This is a genomic window from Gordonia amicalis (assembly GCF_022059885.1).
GTDB lineage: Bacteria > Actinomycetota > Actinomycetes > Mycobacteriales > Mycobacteriaceae > Gordonia > Gordonia amicalis.
Genome location: NZ_CP091855.1, coordinates 4,378,020 through 4,394,108, shown reverse-complemented (window position 1 = coordinate 4,394,108; position 16,089 = coordinate 4,378,020). Strand labels below are relative to the sequence as shown.

Here is a 16,089-nt window from a genome sequence, read left to right as displayed (position 1 = left end):
TTTTCTCCTGTGACCCGTCAGAGACCCAGAGCCGCTTTGGCGAGGATGTTTCGTTGAATTTCGTTGCTACCCGCGTAGATCGAGCCGGCGCGGTCGTTGAAGTAGTGCAGGGGAGCGACGGCCTGCCAGGGCTCACCGCTGACGTAGCCGTCGGTGGGTGGCGTGTACTGGAAGATCGGACCACCGGGGCGGGTCGCATGCGGTTGGAAGACGCGGCCGTGCGGACCCGCGGCCTCGAGCGCCAGGGTGGTGATCTCCTGGCTCAGTTCGGTTCCCAGGATCTTCAGCATCGACGCGATCGAGCCGGGGTCCTTGCCCGACGTCATCGCGGCGAGCGCACGATACTCGAGGACCTCGAGGATCTTCGCGCGGATCTGGAGGTCGGTGAGCTTGGCCGCGAACGCCGGATTCTCCGACAGCGGGCCCCCGTCGGGTGCGGTCACCGTTGCTGCGTCACGACCGAGCTGCTCGGCCATGACCTGCAGCGCCGGGGCAGCCGCGCCGCCGCCACGCTCGAAGACGAGGAGGTATTTGGCGACGGTCCAGCCGTCGTCGATCTTGCCGAGGACGTTCTTCTTGGGGACGCGCACGCCGTCGAAGAACACCTGCGCCTGGACCTGCTCGCCCGAGGCGAAGACGAGGTTCTGGACCTCGATGCCGGGCGAGTTCATGTCGATGAGCAGGAAGGTGATGCCCTGCTGCTTGCGCTCCTGGCGCGAGGTGCGGACCAGGCAGAAGATCCAGTTGGCCTCCGAGGCGTGGGTGGTCCAGATCTTGGAGCCGGTGACGACGAGGTCGTCGCCGTCGTCGACCGCGGCCATCGACAGCGACGCGAGGTCGGAACCGGACTCGGGCTCGGAGTAGCCCTGGCAGAAGAAGACGCTGCCGTCGAGGATGCCCGGCAGGAAGAAGTTCTTCTGTCGAATGGCAATCTACCGAATGTTCGCTTCGGAGCGTAGCCCGGCTCACGATTCGCTTTCCAGTGTGACGTCCGGGGGGTCGTCCGGGAGCGGTTCCGGCTTCGACGACGACAGCAGGACATCGGCCCAGCGGGTCGCCGGATCGATGTCGATGAGCAGTGCCTTCGCCAACAGGGTGAGCGGGACCGCGAGGATCGCGCCCAGTGGCCCGATCGCCCAGGCCCAGAAGATCAGCGACAGGAACGTCAGGGTCGTCGACAGTCCGGCGGCATCTCCGACGAACTTCGGTTGGATGACCGACTGGATGATCACGTTGATGACGCTGTAGACCGCGATCACGATGAGCATCTTCACGACCCCGCCGTCGAGCAGGGCGAGGAGCGCCGGCGGGACGAGTCCGATGACGAAACCGACGTTCGGGATGTAGTTGGTGATGAACGAGAGCAGACCCCACAGGATCGGCAACGGGACCGACAGCAATGCCAGCGCGATGCTGTCGAACACGGCGACGATCAGTCCGAAGACCGTCGACACCCACAGGTAACTCCGGGTGCCCTGCGCGAAGGCGCCGAATGCGGAGGCGATGTCGGGCCGCATGTCGCGCAGATGTGTCATCCGGTCGTCGAATCCCACCGAGTCGGCCGCCATGAACAGCAACAGGGCGAGTACGAGGACGAGGGCCGACGCGACGCTGAGAGTGCCGGCCAGCACGTCGGTGACCACGTTGACGACCTTGCCGGTGTCTACGTGCGAGATCATGTCCTGGACCTTGTCCTGGCTCACGCCGTGGCTCGTCAGGAAGTCCTGGAAGCTCGTGATGATCTCGTTGAACTCCTCGTCGTAGTCGGGCAGTATCGTCGCAAGCCGGGCCACTGAGAACACCAGCGTCGCGAACAGCCCGATCAGGATGCCGTAGACGAGCACGACGGTCGTCAGGAACGCTGCCCAGCCGGGAAAGCCCTTGGTGCGCAACCATCTCGGCACCGGTTGAACGGCGACGGTCAGCATCAGCGCCAGGAACGTCGGCGCGGCGAACGACGAGACCGCCTTGATGCCCCCGACCGCGACCACCAGGCCGGCGATGGTGATCAGCACTATCGTCCCGCGGGGGAGCGTCCAGGCCGGTGGGTCGGTGCGATAGGACGGTGCCTCGGGCGGGCGCGCGGTGGTCCTGGAGCGGTTCGTGCCCCGACGTGCCATGCTCTCGCCTCACTCTCGCCCACGACGTGGGTCGTGCCCGGAGTGCGCGACCGTCATCCAGTGTTCAGTACGACGATCTGCGGCGGAGCGCTTTCCGGCGACGACTCCGCGCCTGCTCGAACTGCGCACGGGCGCGTCGGCGGGGTGTCAGCCGCGGCTTCACCCTTGAACCCGGTGCGTGGCGCCCGGAATGACGTCGCATGCGACATCATTCTGCGCTGGTTCACCGGTAGCTCCCTCACACCTCAGGGTGCGATTGTGCTCTGTCAGCGACCCTTCCACTCCGGGGTCCGCTTCATCACGAACGCCATGATGCCCTCGAGGGTGTCGCCGCTGACGATCAGCGAGTCGAGCACGTTGGTGCTCGCGCGGACCGCCTCGACGGTGTCGGTGATCGCGTCGGACTGCTCCATCGTCGTGATCGACGCGCGGACGGAGGTGGGGGAGGCGGCGAGGATCTCCTCGGCCACCCCGCGGGCGGTCTCGAGAACCTTTCCGGCCGGAGCGATCCGGCTCACCAGGCCGGCCGCGGCGGCCTCGGTGGCGGAGATCCGGCGACCGGTCAGGATCATGTCGCGGGCGAGCGCGGGCGGGATCATCCGCGGAAGACGCACCAGACCGCCTGCGGCGGCGGCCAATCCGACCTTCACCTCGGGCAGTCCGAAGGAGGCCTCCTCGTCGGCGACGATGATGTGGCAGGCCATCGCGATCTCGCAACCGCCGCCCAGCGCGAACCCGTTGACCGCGGCGATGACCGGCTTGGGCAGGCTCGCGCGCGCGGTGAGACCGGCGAATCCGTTCTTGGGCACCGACAGTGCGGCCGGGCTCGTTGTCGCGGTGAGGTCGTTGCCCGCCGAGAACGCCTTGTCGCCCTTGCCCGTCAGGATCGCCACCCACAGGTCGTCGTCGGCGAAGTAGGCGTCGAAGACCGAGTCCAGTTCGGCGTTCGCCGCCGGGTTCAGCGCGTTGCGGGCGTCGGGACGATTGATGGTCACCTCGAGCAGGTGTCCGTCACGACGGATCTCGATGTGTTCGTAGCTGTCCCGGAAGGCCGGCGCGACCGCGGGGTACTTGGCGTTCATCGCCGCCTCGGTCAGCTTGACCCGGTTGCCCTTGTCGAAGGAGCGCACCACGATCTTCGTGCCCGCGGGATCGTCAGATGTCAACAGGTGATCGAAGAACTCGTCGTCGTCGGAGTCGAGATTGGCCACGAAGCGTGCACCGAGTCCGTCCGGCGCTGCGTGGTCGATCAGGCGACCGATCACGACGCCCGTCCGCTTGCCGCTCTTGCTCGGGATGACGGTGTAGGTCTCGAGGATCGCCGGCCCGTCGGCGTCGCCGATGGTGGGAACGCTGGGCACCGCGTCGAGCCGAGCCTGGATCTGTGCGCTGTTGTCGGCACGCCAGGGCGCTGGCGTCGTAGAGTAGACACCGGCCGCATGCTTGCTCAGCACGCCGCCGTTGGCGACGACGAGACCGAAGTCGCCGGGGGACTGCCGCACGCGCGTCACGACCTCGGCGATCGCGTGCAGCGAGTAGTTGTTGCCCGGGCCGCCGAAGAACGGCAGGCCGCCGGTGACGGTGAGGCCACGCGGGTCGTCGGTGGCGAGGCCGAGGCCGTCGAGGATGTTGAAGACCGCGATCGGGAAGCAGCTGTAGATGTCGATGACGTCGATGTCGTGGAGACCCACCTCGGCGACCTCGAGTGCGTGCCGGACCGCGGCCGGTGCGGCCGGCGCGGCACCGAGGTCGGGACGGTTCAGCGAGGTGCGCTCGACGGTCTCGGCGTGACCGTGCAGGAACACCCACTTCGACGGGTCGATGCCGGCGGCCTGTGCGGCCCGGATCGACATGACGACGACGGCGGCGGACTGGTTCACCTGGTCGCGGGCGACGATGTAGCGCGTGAACGGATCGGCGACCACTCGGTTCTCGGGGGTCACGGTCACCAACTCCGCGGCGTCGCGAACAGTCGGGGCGGCTGAATGCGGATTCGCCGCGGCGACCTTCGTGAACGGAGCGAACAGCTCACCCATCGCGGCGGCGTACTCCTCGCGGCCCAGACCGGTGTTGTGCCGGCGCGCATTCTCCAGCAGCGCGTACTGCGGGATCACCGACGCGAGACCATGGCGCACCTCGGCGACGGTGATGATGCCCTTCACGCCGAATCCGCGGTCCTCGAGCTGCCCGCCGACCTCCTCGGCGAAGCTCGGACGCTCATTGTCCGGCTTCGACTGCAGATGCCGCACGGTCGACATGACCTCGGCGCCGAAGATGACGACTGCCTCGGAGTCGCCCGCCGCGATGACGCCGGCGAGCTCGGTGAGCATCGTCTGCGGGGTCTGCCCGCCGGTGACGGCCTGCACGGCGCGACGCGGGTCGGCGCCGACGCGCTTGGCGACGGCGCGCGGCATGTTGTCCGGCCGACCCAGCGGCGAGGAGGACAGGGGACTGGAGATCTCGAACGAGCGGATCGCGGCGATGGTGTCGATCGACGAGGCCAGGTCGGACGCGCCGGCGTCGTCGAAGGCGGCGGTGACGGCGCGCGCCGCGAGGTCCGCTTCACCCAGCGCCTCGTACCCGGGATCGGTCAAACGCTCGGAAGCCTGGCCGACACCGACGACGACGGGGGTGTTCGGATCGAGATCAGCGATCGAGATTGGCATACGCACACAATGGCACAAACGCGTGACAGGCGTCTCAACGTGGTCCGGCATCGGCCATACCTGCGGGTTCGGTACCCAGTCTGCCGCGGCATCGAGTGCTTGGGAACGTTGCGTTCACCGCGGTTTCAATCGTGGCCGGAGGGGCGGGAGCCGACGACACTATCGGCCGACAAGTCTGTATCGAAAGGACGTTTGATGACCGCAACCGTGCCCGCAAGCACGTCGGCCGCCGGCACAACCGACGAGCGGCTCGACGAGGTGTTCGCCCCGATCTTCGCGCGTATCGCAGAAGGCGCGGTGGCTCGTGAAGACGATCGGCGACTCGCACACGACGAGGTGTCGTGGCTGCGTGAGGCCAAGTTCGGCGCGCTGCGCGTGCCGGTCGAGCTCGGCGGGTACGGTGCCTCGGTGCGCCAGCTGTTCCGGCTGCTCATCGACCTGGCCACGGCAGAGTCGAATCTCCCGCAGGCGTTGCGCGTGCACTGGTCGTTCGTCGAGGATCAGCTCGCCGCGCTGCCCGATCACGAGGCGGAGCGCTGGCTGCGCAAGGTCGCCGAGGGCACGCTCGTCGGCAACGCCATCACCGAGCCCGGTGTCGGTGCCATCGACCGCTACCAGACCCGACTCACAGCCGACGGGGACTCGTGGCGCCTCGACGGCACCAAGTACTACAGCACCGGCAGCTTGTACTCCGACCACATCCTCGTCGCCGCGGACCAGGACGGCGAGCGCGTGTCGGTGCTCGTCGACGCCGACGCCGAGGGCGTCACCCAGCACGATGACTGGGACGGCTTCGGCCAGCGTCTGACCGCAAGCGGCACCACCGAGTTCAGCGGCGTGCAGGTGTCGGGCGATCGCATCCTCGGCCCGGGCTACGGCGTCGAGGGCCGCACCTACGCCACCTCGTACCTCCAGCTCGTGCAACTGTCGGTGCTGGCCGGTATCGCGCAGCGTGCCACCGACGACGTGAGCGAGTGGGTTCGGGAGCGCACGCGCACCTTCACCCACTCGACCGCCGACCTGCCCCGCCACGACCCGCTGGTGCAGCAGGTCATCGGCCGGCTGACGGCGGCCGCCTACTCAGCGCGCACCATCGTCCTGGACATCGCCGATCAGCTCGACCGTCTCGCCGAGACCGCCTGGCAGGACGAGAAGCTCCTCGACGAGGTCGAGTTCGACGTCGCCCGCGCCCAGGCGACCGTCATCCCGCTGGTGCTCGACGCGACCACCCAGCTGTTCGAGGTCGGTGGCGCCTCGATCACCTACGAGCGGCTGCGCCTCGACCGCCACTGGCGCAACGCGCGGGTGATCTCGGTCCACAACCCGCTGATCTTCAAACTGCAGGCCATCGGTGACCACGTCCTCAACGGCACCGAGCTGCCCTACGCGTGGAGTGCCGGCCAGAAGTAGGCGGCTACGCTGGCCCCATGCAGCGGATGGCGGCGGCGGACGCCGCGTCGTACTGGATGTCCGAGCGCATCGCCAACGACCAGTTCCTGCTGTATGGCTTTGCCACACCGGCGATTTCGCTCGACGAGTGCGCCCGGCGGCTGCTGGCGCGGGCGCGGCACGTAGACGATCTGTGCCTACGGATCCACGACGTTCCCGCCAGCGCCGACCGGCCGTACTGGGTCTCGGCCGAACCCACACCCGACCAGGTCCGCGTCGGCACCACGCCGCGGACCTGGTCGTCGTGTCTGGACACCGTCGGCGCGCTCGTTGCCGACCAGCTGGTGCCGTCCCGCGCGGCCTGGCGACTGCACCTGTTCGGTCCGGTGGCCGGTCTGCCGACCGGCGATGGCCATCCGGTCACGGGAGTCGTCGTGGTACTCCAGATCTCCCACGCGCTCGGGGACGGACGTCGGGCGTCGCAGATCGCGCGGGACCTCTTCGACGCTCCGTACCTCGAGAGCGTCGCCGGCGGTGGTGGCGTCCCCGGGCTCATCCGTGACGTCGGAACGTTCGCGCTGGGCGCGTTGCGGTTTCCGGCTGAGTTCGTCTCGACGATCCGACGCGGAATGCAGGTCGCGCAGGTTGGGGGACAGGCGAATCCGGGGAAGCCGGGTTATCCGCTGACGACGCTGAACCGCAATCCCGGGTCGCGGCGGCTCCTGCGGGTCGTCGTGCTCGACCGCGAGCGTCTCACCGCGTCCGGGTCTCCGGTCACGGTGGCGGTGTTGGTCGCGATCTCCCAGGCGCTACCGAGATATCTCGGCGACGGTTGTGAACGTCTCGGTGTGGAGCTCACCGTCGGACGATCCGACAAATCGAAGGCGCGCAACAATTTTCGCAACGTGGGGATCGATCTGCACCTCGAAGCCGACGAACCGCATGAACGTGCGCGACTCATCCGCGATGAGATCGACGCCGCCCGTGCGGCCGATGCCGATCCGGTACGAGTCGCGCAGCGGCGGGTCTCAGAAGCAACGCCGGCGATCCTCGCACACTGGGGCATCCGGGCCGTCGACCTCGACACCCGGCCGGAGACGGTCACCGGTGTCACCGTGGTGTCCTCGGTGGATCGGGGTGCCGCCGACGTCGACCTCGATGGTGGAGAGATCCTGTTCACCACGGGCTTTCCCGCGCTGTCGCCGGTGCAGGGACTCACACACGGCGTGCACGGCATCGGCGACCGCGTCGCGGTGTCGGTGACCACCAGCCCGGAGATCATGCCCGACGTCGACCGGTACATGGATTTGCTGCGGGCCGGTTTCGCCGCGCCTCGTCGCTAGGGTCCTCGACCGACCGTCTCTCCTATGTCGAGCGGCGGTGTGTTTTCCCGCTCAACCGTTTCCCTTCCGCGGTGGGATTTCCTTCCCGCGGGCGCTGGCCATTGAGCGGAAAGGAGACGACCACGCGAGAATGCCTACTTCCGAAAGTCGTTGACAAACACTCTGATCCACCGGTCATGTGCGGGAGAGATGTCGGTGGCCGCTCGTATGGTGTTGTCATGGCCTTCGAGTTCGGCACCATCGACCCCGCCGGGGAGCACCCCGACACGGGGTTCGATGTGTTCGGTCCCCTGGCCGGACTCTCGCCGGAAGCACTGATCGACTCAGCGCGGTATTCGGCGTCGATGATTGCGGTCAACACCTGCCGCACGTTGATGGCCGCCAGCCTGTTGCACGAGATCCGTACCGGGGATGCGATGCGATATCGATTGCCGTTGACCGGCACCGCGCTGGCGTGTGGGCGCATCGACCTGCACCGATTCCAGATCGCCGAGCGGCGAACCGATTTCGTCGACGATGCCACCATGCCGACCGTGGATGCCGCGTTGGCCGAGGTGATCCTGGCCCGTGACCCGATGTCGACGGCCCGGTTCACCGCACTCGTCGACAAGGTCGTCCACACCCATGCCCCAGAAGCGGTGAAGCGCCGCAACGAACATGCCGCCCGCGACCGTGGGGTGACGATCCGTCCGGACCGGTATCAGTCCGGCCGGTCTCGGATCACCGGGCATCTGCCGCACACCGATGCCGCCGCCCTGAACGCGCAGCTGTCGGCGATGGCCGCCGCCGTGCACACGCGCGATCCGCGCACCACTGCCCAGCGCCGCGCCGATGCGCTACTCGCGCTCGCTCACGGCAGACGAGCCGTGGACTGTCAATGCCGGGACTGCGTATCTGAACCTCTCGCACACGACCTCGATACCGATTCGACGGTCGGCACGACCGCCGGTGACATGCCGGTGGCCGAACCAGCTGGTGAATCCGGCACCGGCACAACGGTCGCCGCCCCTGCCGTGACCGACCCTGCCGCGATCGACACTGCTCCAACTGACTCCGGAACCGCCGCAACGACGAAGCCGACCGAGGAGTGCACGTGCTCCTGCTCCACGTGCCGTGCTCCTCGCCCGACCTATCACATCATCGGGAACCTGACGACGCTGCAGGGTCTGGACGATGATCCGGGCATGCTCGACGGTCACGGCATCATCGACGCCCACACCATGCGCCGACTCTTCGGCGACGCCATCCACACCTTCATCATGACCGGTGTTCGCACCGAACCCTCGGAGGCCGATGTCCAGGCCGCCACCGCAGCCAGCTCGTACGTGCCGAGTAAGAAGTTGCAGGCACTGGTGCGTGCCGGTGAGTTGTGTTGCACCTTCCCCGGCTGTAACCAGCCGGTGTGGACCGTCGACCTCGACCACACGCACCCGTTCGACCATCGGCACCCCGACCGTGGAGGCAAGACCACCCAGCGGAATCTCAAGCCCTTGTGCCGATTCCACCACCGCATCAAAACCTTCGGCGCCTGGCGGGATTCCCAGGACGAGTACATGGCGATCTGGTTCGAAGCGCCGACCGGCCATGTGTACCTGGGGAATCCGTACACCGGGCGAGACCTGTTCAGCTCGTTGAAAACCCAGCCGCCCGACCACCCGGCCCGGAGGCGACTCGGCGACGGCCGCGTTGCCCGCACAGCCACCCACCGCCGACAACAGGACGAATGGGACCGGAAGAACCCACCACCGTTCTGACACCGCCTGGTGGGCGGGTTTCGACGCGACGCCTCGCTTCGCTCGGTGTCGGCTCAACCGGCATGGGGTTGCGTGGTGTGGCGGGTTTCGACGCGACGCCTCGCTTCGCTCGGTGTCGGCTCAACCGGCGTGGGGTTGCGTGGTGTGGCGGGTTTCGACGCGACGCTTCGCTTCGCTCGGTGTCGGCTCAACCGGCATGGGGTTGCGTGGTGTGGCGGGTTTCGACGCGACGCCTCGCTTCGCTCGGTGTCGGCTCAACCGGCGTGGGGTTGCGTGGTGTGGAAGTTTCGTGCGTCGGCTCGTGCCTCCTGCAACGAGCAGTGGGGACTGGCTCTCAGGCGTTCGGGCGGCCGTTGGTGTCCGCGGGGGAGGCGTCGCTGTTGCCGCCGGAACCCTTGGGGCCGCGGGTGAGTCGCTTGGGCAGACGCTCGGCGAGACCGCCGAGGGGTGCCACGGTCTGATTCAGCAAGTCCACGGTTTCGGCGAGTTCGTGCACGGTGTCCTGCATGGCGATCAGGTTGGGTGCCAGCTGACCCATCACCTCGGTCAGCTCGGTGAACCGATCCAGCGGACCGCCCGGCGCGATGGCGCGCTCGACCGCGCCGCCCTCGCCGACAAGCTGGTCGAGGAGGCCCGCCTCTGCGGCGAAGCGGTCGAGGATGCCGCCCGGAGCGGTGACCTTCTCGAGCATGCCGTCGGGTGCGGTGAGTTTGTCGACGACGCCGCCCTCGGAGGTGAGACGTTCGAGGATGCCCTCGTTCTCGGTGAACTGGTCGACCACGCCGCCGGGTCGGGTGAGGCGATCGAGGGGCCCGTCCTTGGCGGTCAGGCGCATCAGGATGCCGCGGTCGTCGGCCAACTGGTCGAGCAGGCCGCCCTTGGCGGTGAGTCTCTCCAGCAGGCCGTCGGGTGCGGTCAGCCGGTCGATGACCCCGCCGGGGTTGAGTAGACGTTCCAGGGGGCCGCCCGAGGCCAGGATTCGTCCGAAGGGCCGCTCCGGACCCAGCAGTTCGGACAGCTGGTTGAGGAGCGCGAGGGGCGTACGCGCTGCATTGAGCTCGTCCTCGGCGCCGATCGCCAGGCTGATCTCATGCTGAACACTGCCCGCGGTGATCCGTGCGATCGTCACCGCGGATTCGGCTGCGGCGAGGACCACTCCGGTCACCGTGAATCCCAGCCGGAGCGGCATCTCGAGCAGCAGACGAGTCGGATTGGTCCCGGGAGGTGCGCTTGGTTCGGGCAGAGACTCCATGGTTCCCGACACTAGGCCACCGGATCGCGATCGGGGGTGAGGGTCGGGTGATTCGCGGTCAGGTGACCCACCGCGGCGCCCCTACTCCTTCGCGGCCTTCGCAGCCGCCTTGGCCGCCTTCTTGAAGTCACGGACCTTCTGCAACGAGTCGGGGTCGACGACGTCGGCGACCGACCGGTATCCCTGCTTGCTGTAGTCGCCGGCGACCTTGGTCCAGCCGGAGGGTTTCACGTCGAGCTGTTTGGCGACGAGTGCGACGAAGATCTTCGCCTTCTGCTCCCCGAATCCGGGCAGCTCACGCAACCTCTTCATGAGGTCGGCGCCACTGGTCGCCTCGGTCCAGATCTGGGCGGCGTCACCGCCGTACTGTTCGGCGACGACCTTCGCCAATGCCTGCACACGTCCGGCCATCGAGCGGCCGTACCGGTGGATGGCCGGGGGAGTGGAGCACAGATCCGCGAAGGCCTCGGGGTCTGCGTCGGCGATCTCGACCGGGTCCATCGTCCCGAAGCGGTCCCGGATCTTGGCCGGACCTGCGAAGGCCCGTTCCATCGGGAACTGCTGATCCAGCAACATCCCGACGAGCAGTGCGAACGAATCGGTCGAGAGCAGTTCGTCGGCCGCGGGTTCCTGGGCGATCTGGATCTTCGGCATGGGAACGATTCTGGCAGACGCGGTGACCGCGCGGCTCTAGACTTCCCCCATGATCAGCGGGGAGAGCGGTTCGGGGCGATGGAGATCACGTGCGGGCATCGGTGCGGTGATCGTCGGCATGGTGGCGGCGCTGATCGGCGTCGCCGGGCCGGGGAGCGCGACGGCCATCCCCGATCACACCGAACCGAACTACGTCACGACGCTGGTCTGCGACAGCGTGAACCCGTGGCCGGCGGGGACGGTGAAGATCCGGGTCGACGTGTTCAACGACATCCGCTTCCCGGCCGACGGACTGCCCGGACCCGCGATCGCACTCATCGGCACCGACCGTGCGAAACCCGTTGCGCTGGAATACACCTACGACGTCACCGTGTCGTGGCGCAATCTGCGCACCGGACGCACCGGCACGGTCTTCGTGCCCGGTCGCGGCTTCACCGTCAAGTGGCAGGTGGACATCCATCCCGGACGCGGGCCCGTCGCGTTCACGATCAGGCAGAAGCTCGGCGCGATGGCCTTCAACCCGATGGTCAATCCGCAGTACTCGTCGTGCAGCGGGCGGGCGACGGCCTGAGCCGTCCGACCGCGGTGATCAGCGTCGGCGTAGGCGTTCGGCAAGACCGCCGATCAGCAGGTACTGCGCGGCGAAATAGCTGCCGAGCACCCAGGCCTCACCCGCCATCCGGAGACGAGGATCGGTGATCAGGTGTCGGCGGTTGATGATGACCAGATCCGACAGCAGGAACGCGACACCGCCGATCCGTAGCCGCGGCTGCGGATCGGACATGGCGCTTGCCGTCGCCGACATCGTCGCGAGCGTGTTGCCGTAGGTGCCCAGCACCGGCAGCAGGGCCGGCCGATGACGTGCCAGGACGGCGGCCGATTCGCCGAGCAGGCCGACCCGGGGGAGGAGCTGCCGCGCCGACGGCCGGGCGCCTGCCCGCCACATCGTCGCGATGTAACTCAACTGGGCGCCGGCGAACAACGACGCCCCGAGGCGCAGATAGCGGTCCTTGGCGACCGGCTCGGTCTCGAACTCCTCGAGGAACATCAGCCGGTCGCCCGCCATCGAGAACGCCAGCGCGCCCGCCAATCCGGCGGTGTCGACGGCGTCGCGCCCCCGTGCCCCGGCGGCCACCCGTCCGGCGAGCAGCAGCATCGGCAGCGGTTTGGTCAGAGCCGCCGCCCGCCGGTGCCCCAGCGCGCCGGTGACCGTGGCGGCCGCCGTCGTCGCCGCATAGGCCAGATCGAACAGTCGTCGGTCCGGAGGACGGCGACCCATCATCGACTCATTTCAGGATCTTGGCGATGAAGGCGCGGATGTCGTTGTCGGACAGCTTCGCCGACTGCGCACCGTCGAGGGTGAGGTAGGTGCGGGACTGCACCTGGCGATCGGCGCGTGCCTCGTTGAGGTACTTCAGCGACAACGGTACGACGACCGAGGTGTCCTGGAGCGACTGCGTCATGATCACCGGCCTGACGAAGCCGCGGCTGGGCAGAGCGGTGGCCTCGGTGAGCAGGCTGGTCAGCTCCGTGTTCCCCGACACCGGCTTGGCGAAGAGGGAACCCATCGCGAGACCGTCGACGTCCTTGCGGAACTCGGTGATGCATTCGTTGGCCGCCTTGGCCATCCACTTCTTGCCGGTGTCGGTGAGCAGCGCGTCGACGTCCAGTCCCGGGCGCGCGTTGCGGATCGCGCTCAGCGTGTAGAGCGCATCCGCGGCGAGTCCGGAGGGGATGCTCGCCGACGACGGCCCGAGATTGGCCAGGAGCGCACCGAATTCGGCCGGGATCGACGACGCCGCCGCGCCCTTGAAGTTCAGCGAGTTACGCTGCTGGAGTTTCGGTGCGATGCGAGCCAGCGTGATCGCGGCCGCGGCACCCTGCCCCTCGCCGACGACCGCCCACGAACGCGACAGGTTGTCGGAGACGTCGCGTGAGGCGCTGACCGCGTCGACGATGTTGCGGGCGGTGGCCTCGAGGTCGTAGTACTGCGGGGTCCCCGGTGTCCCGACGCCCGCGTAATCGGTGGAGACGACCGCGTAGCCACGGCCGAGCCACCGGCTCAGTTCGGTGGTGTCGTCCTTGATCGGACGCTCCGACGGGGCGCACTTGTCGGCGATGCCACGCGAGCCGTGGGCCCATGCGACCACCGGCCAGCCGCCGGCGGGTGCCCGCCCGGCGGGCACCATCAGCACGCCGGAGGACAGGTGGGCCTTGCCGTCGGCGCCGGTGCTCCAGTAGGTGAAGTCGTTGCCGGAGACGGCGCCGGCCACCATGCGGGCACGGGCGAGGTCACGATTGGCGTGGACGGCACCCGGTGCCTGACCGGGGCCGCGGGTGTCGATCGTCCCGGCGTTGTCGTCGGCGGGGGCGCCCGTCTCCTCGTCGGCGGCGTCGGGCGTCGAGGTGCTGGTCGACGGTGTGGTCGTGGTCGGTTCCGCGACGGCCTCGGCGGCGACGCCGAAGGTGGTCAGGCCCATGGTGAGGGCTACGGCGAGGGCGACCGTGCGGGCGATGGAGGCACTCCGACGGGTTGACGAGATGCCGTGCGTGTTCATGTGTCGTCTATTCGTTCTGTGTGTGGGGGTGGGAGTGTCGTCGGTGAGTGGGGGTCTCACGCGTTGACGACGCCGACTGCCGGGAGGAACCAGCAGTTCTGCGCGCCGTTCTGCGCGGTGCCGAAGACGGCGGAGAGGATGGTGCCCTTGCCGGTCTTCACCGGGGCGAGACGCACACCCGAGAGCAGCGGCAGGGCGGCGAGTGTGGCCTGGTTGCTGACGGGCTCGAGATCGGCGAAGCCACCCTGCAGGGTGCTGGTGTTGAACCAGGCGACCTGCATGGTGCCGCCCTTGCCGGCCTTCGGGGAGGCGGGCACGAACGCGTACGCGGTCTCGCCGTTCTCCACCAGGTTCAGCTTGTCCGGGATCGAGACCCCCGGGAGCATGTCGAGCAGCGGCTTGAGCTGGGTGAGCGGATCGGTCTTCATCGGCCAGGGGCCCGCGACGGCGCCGGCGCCCGCGGTGACCAGACCCAGAGGGTTGTCGGCGGTGGGGGCGGTGCAGAACGGCGCGACGGACGGGGTCAGGGTCTGGATGCCCAGAGTCCTGAGCAGGGCGATCGGATCGGTGGCGGCCACCGGATGGGGAGCGGCGTCGGGAGCCGAGGCCGGCTGCGGCCGCGACGCGTCGAATGGCAGTGCGCCCGCGCGTCCGGAGATGTCCTGGACGGACAACTGGCCGGTACTGCCCAGGACCGCCTGCGCAGCCTGCACGGCCATTTGGTCCACGCCGGCCGACTTCAACAGACGGATTGCTCCGGCGAGTTCGGCGTCGAACGGGATGGAGTATGCGCTCAGCATGTTCGGCGGTAGCAGGGGGAGGGAGGGCGCGGCCGAGGCCGGCGCGGTCGTGGTGACCGCAGCAGCGGCAATCGCCACGCCCACGAGGCCCACACCGCAGCGCCGGATTCCGCGTCGCCCGACGAATGGACGTGTGAACCGAGACGTGATGGACATGGCACTCCTTCAAACAGCCGAACACCCCGCCACGTGTGGCGGGTGTGACAGATGGGATTCAAGTTAAAAGAGACCACGAGTGTGACGACCTGGGCAAGTCGCGAGTCCGAGCTGTGACATCCGCGCGATCGGCGAGATACCGACATTCCCGGCGACCTGGCGTTTTCGGATTTCAGTGCCTGAGACGCGCGCCACATGCTTCGTCACCGGCGGCGGCCGGTGCGTTGGGGGGCGGGCACAAAACAACGGCACCCCGGCGGTGAGCCGGGGTGCCGCTGAACGAAAGTGGACGTGCGTCAGATGATGGCGAGGCCGATCACCGGGACGATCGTGCAGGACACGACCTGCCCCTTGGTCTTGGTGGTCACGTTCCCGTGGATCGCGGAGATGACGCGGCCCTTGCCGGTCCGGGCGATGCCGGTGAAGGTGCCGGGGCCGTCCTTGACGTTGATCTTCGGGTTCCGCTTGAGCGTCGTGGTGCCGGTGCGTCCGGTGTCGACGTTGAGCCAGCTCGCGATGAGCGGCTGGGCCTCGTTGTCGATCGCGGGTCCGGTGCCGAGTGCGGTGTAGACGTAGCCGCCCTCGCCGCGCTTGGGTCCGGGTGCCGGTGCTTCCTGCGGGCCCGCGGTGACCAGTGCGCGTCCGAGGGAACCGCCGCCGGGGATGCAGCCGAGACCGAAGGTCGGGTACAGGAACTCCTGGATCTTCGGAGCGTTCGGGCCCTTCGGGATCTCGGGATCGCCCGGCTTGGTCTCGGCGGCCAGTTGACGGGCGGCCTCCTTGCGTCCGGGTTCCCCGAGGAAGTCGGCGACCGAACGCCAGATCTTGGTGACCTCGGCGGGCATCCCGGGCGTGTTGGCGAAGCTCTCGGCCTGCTGGAGGAGCTGGGCGTTGACCTTGCCATCGGGGCCGGGAGTGGCGACCGAGCCGATGATCGCCGGTGCGAACGCGCCGAGCGAGTCCAGCACGCGCTGATCGACCTTGGGAGCGGGAGCGGCCTGGGCGACGGCCGGAAGGGCGAGGCCGGCCGCGACGACGAGCGCCGATGCACTGAGGAGAAGGCGGTGGCGGCGGGTCCGGTGCGGGCTAGAGGCGGTGGAACGCAACCTCGACGGCCGTGTGAAACGCACTGGTGAGTCCTATCGGTCGTGGCGCTGCGTCGGCCGGAAAGTGCGAGCCTCGTGCGCCTCGTGGTCGTGTGGGTCGTGGTCGTGTGGGTCGCCCGGGGTCTTCAGGTTCTTCGATCATCCCACCCCGGACGTCGCGGGTCATTCTAAGCCCCTCGGCATCTGCTGTGTCCAGGCAGTCCCGTCGGCTGCGACTGTGACGTATGTGGTTATTGATGCAATTGTTACCAAAGTGGTCATGGTCGGCGGCGCATCGTGCGTTTCGGTGGC

12 protein-coding genes and 1 pseudogene are annotated in these 16,089 nt (G+C 68.2%); 4 read left to right on the top strand and 9 right to left on the bottom strand.

Annotated elements, in window-relative coordinates:
* Positions 1-17: 17 nt before the first annotated feature.
* The 3 genes and pseudogenes from IHQ52_RS20200 to IHQ52_RS20190 form a co-directional block, all read right to left on the bottom strand.
* Positions 18-920, bottom strand: a pseudogene (locus IHQ52_RS20200) (acyl-CoA dehydrogenase family protein); the annotation flags it as partial.
* A gap of 45 nt (positions 921-965) precedes the next feature.
* On the bottom strand, positions 966-2,120 hold the full coding sequence (locus tag IHQ52_RS20195; RefSeq protein WP_182154719.1) for an AI-2E family transporter: 1,155 nt from the start codon (positions 2,118-2,120) through the stop codon (positions 966-968).
* Positions 2,121-2,386: 266 nt separating this feature from the next.
* Positions 2,387-4,786 carry an acetyl-CoA acetyltransferase gene (locus tag IHQ52_RS20190; RefSeq protein ID WP_182154717.1) on the bottom strand — a complete coding sequence of 800 codons (2,400 nt, stop codon included), beginning with the start codon at positions 4,784-4,786 and terminating at the stop codon, positions 2,387-2,389.
* A 195-nt stretch (positions 4,787-4,981) separates the two neighbouring features.
* On the opposite strand from IHQ52_RS20190, the gene IHQ52_RS20185 reads away from it, so the two are divergent.
* The 3 genes from IHQ52_RS20185 (at position 4,982) to IHQ52_RS20175 (ending at position 9,272) form a co-directional block, all read left to right on the top strand.
* Complete coding sequence (locus IHQ52_RS20185; RefSeq protein WP_182154715.1) at positions 4,982-6,196, top strand: acyl-CoA dehydrogenase family protein; 1,215 nt, start codon at positions 4,982-4,984, stop codon at positions 6,194-6,196.
* A gap of 17 nt (positions 6,197-6,213) precedes the next feature.
* Complete coding sequence (locus IHQ52_RS20180) at positions 6,214-7,518, top strand: WS/DGAT domain-containing protein (RefSeq protein ID WP_238063832.1); 1,305 nt, start codon at positions 6,214-6,216, stop codon at positions 7,516-7,518.
* A 218-nt stretch (positions 7,519-7,736) separates the two neighbouring features.
* Positions 7,737-9,272 carry an HNH endonuclease signature motif containing protein gene (locus tag IHQ52_RS20175; RefSeq protein ID WP_238063828.1) on the top strand — a complete coding sequence of 512 codons (1,536 nt, stop codon included), beginning with the start codon at positions 7,737-7,739 and terminating at the stop codon, positions 9,270-9,272.
* Between the two features lie 334 nt (positions 9,273-9,606).
* On the opposite strand, the gene IHQ52_RS20170 is transcribed toward IHQ52_RS20175, so the two are convergent.
* Positions 9,607-10,524 carry a hypothetical protein gene (locus tag IHQ52_RS20170; protein ID WP_238063827.1) on the bottom strand — a complete coding sequence of 306 codons (918 nt, stop codon included), beginning with the start codon at positions 10,522-10,524 and terminating at the stop codon, positions 9,607-9,609.
* Between the two features lie 81 nt (positions 10,525-10,605).
* Positions 10,606-11,178: an HhH-GPD-type base excision DNA repair protein gene (locus IHQ52_RS20165; protein WP_238063826.1), complete on the bottom strand. Its 573-nt coding sequence runs from the start codon at positions 11,176-11,178 to the stop codon at positions 10,606-10,608.
* Between the two features lie 118 nt (positions 11,179-11,296).
* Here IHQ52_RS20165 and IHQ52_RS20160 point away from each other — a divergent pair, with 118 nt between their 5' ends.
* Positions 11,297-11,749, top strand: a complete 453-nt coding sequence (locus IHQ52_RS20160; RefSeq protein WP_035760524.1) for a hypothetical protein — start codon at positions 11,297-11,299, stop codon at positions 11,747-11,749.
* 18 nt (positions 11,750-11,767) lie between these two features.
* On the opposite strand, the gene IHQ52_RS20155 is transcribed toward IHQ52_RS20160, so the two are convergent.
* The 4 genes from IHQ52_RS20155 to IHQ52_RS20140 form a co-directional block, all read right to left on the bottom strand.
* Complete coding sequence (locus tag IHQ52_RS20155) at positions 11,768-12,457, bottom strand: lysoplasmalogenase family protein (RefSeq protein WP_238064299.1); 690 nt, start codon at positions 12,455-12,457, stop codon at positions 11,768-11,770.
* Positions 12,458-12,464: 7 nt separating this feature from the next.
* Positions 12,465-13,736 (bottom strand): lipase family protein, encoded by a 1,272-nt coding sequence (locus IHQ52_RS20150; RefSeq protein WP_238063824.1) that lies wholly within the window; start codon positions 13,734-13,736, stop codon positions 12,465-12,467.
* Positions 13,737-13,792: 56 nt separating this feature from the next.
* Positions 13,793-14,692, bottom strand: a complete 900-nt coding sequence (locus IHQ52_RS20145; RefSeq protein ID WP_024499025.1) for a hypothetical protein — start codon at positions 14,690-14,692, stop codon at positions 13,793-13,795.
* A gap of 296 nt (positions 14,693-14,988) precedes the next feature.
* Complete coding sequence (locus IHQ52_RS20140; RefSeq protein ID WP_024499024.1) at positions 14,989-15,822, bottom strand: Rv1157c family protein; 834 nt, start codon at positions 15,820-15,822, stop codon at positions 14,989-14,991.
* Positions 15,823-16,089: the final 267 nt, after the last annotated feature.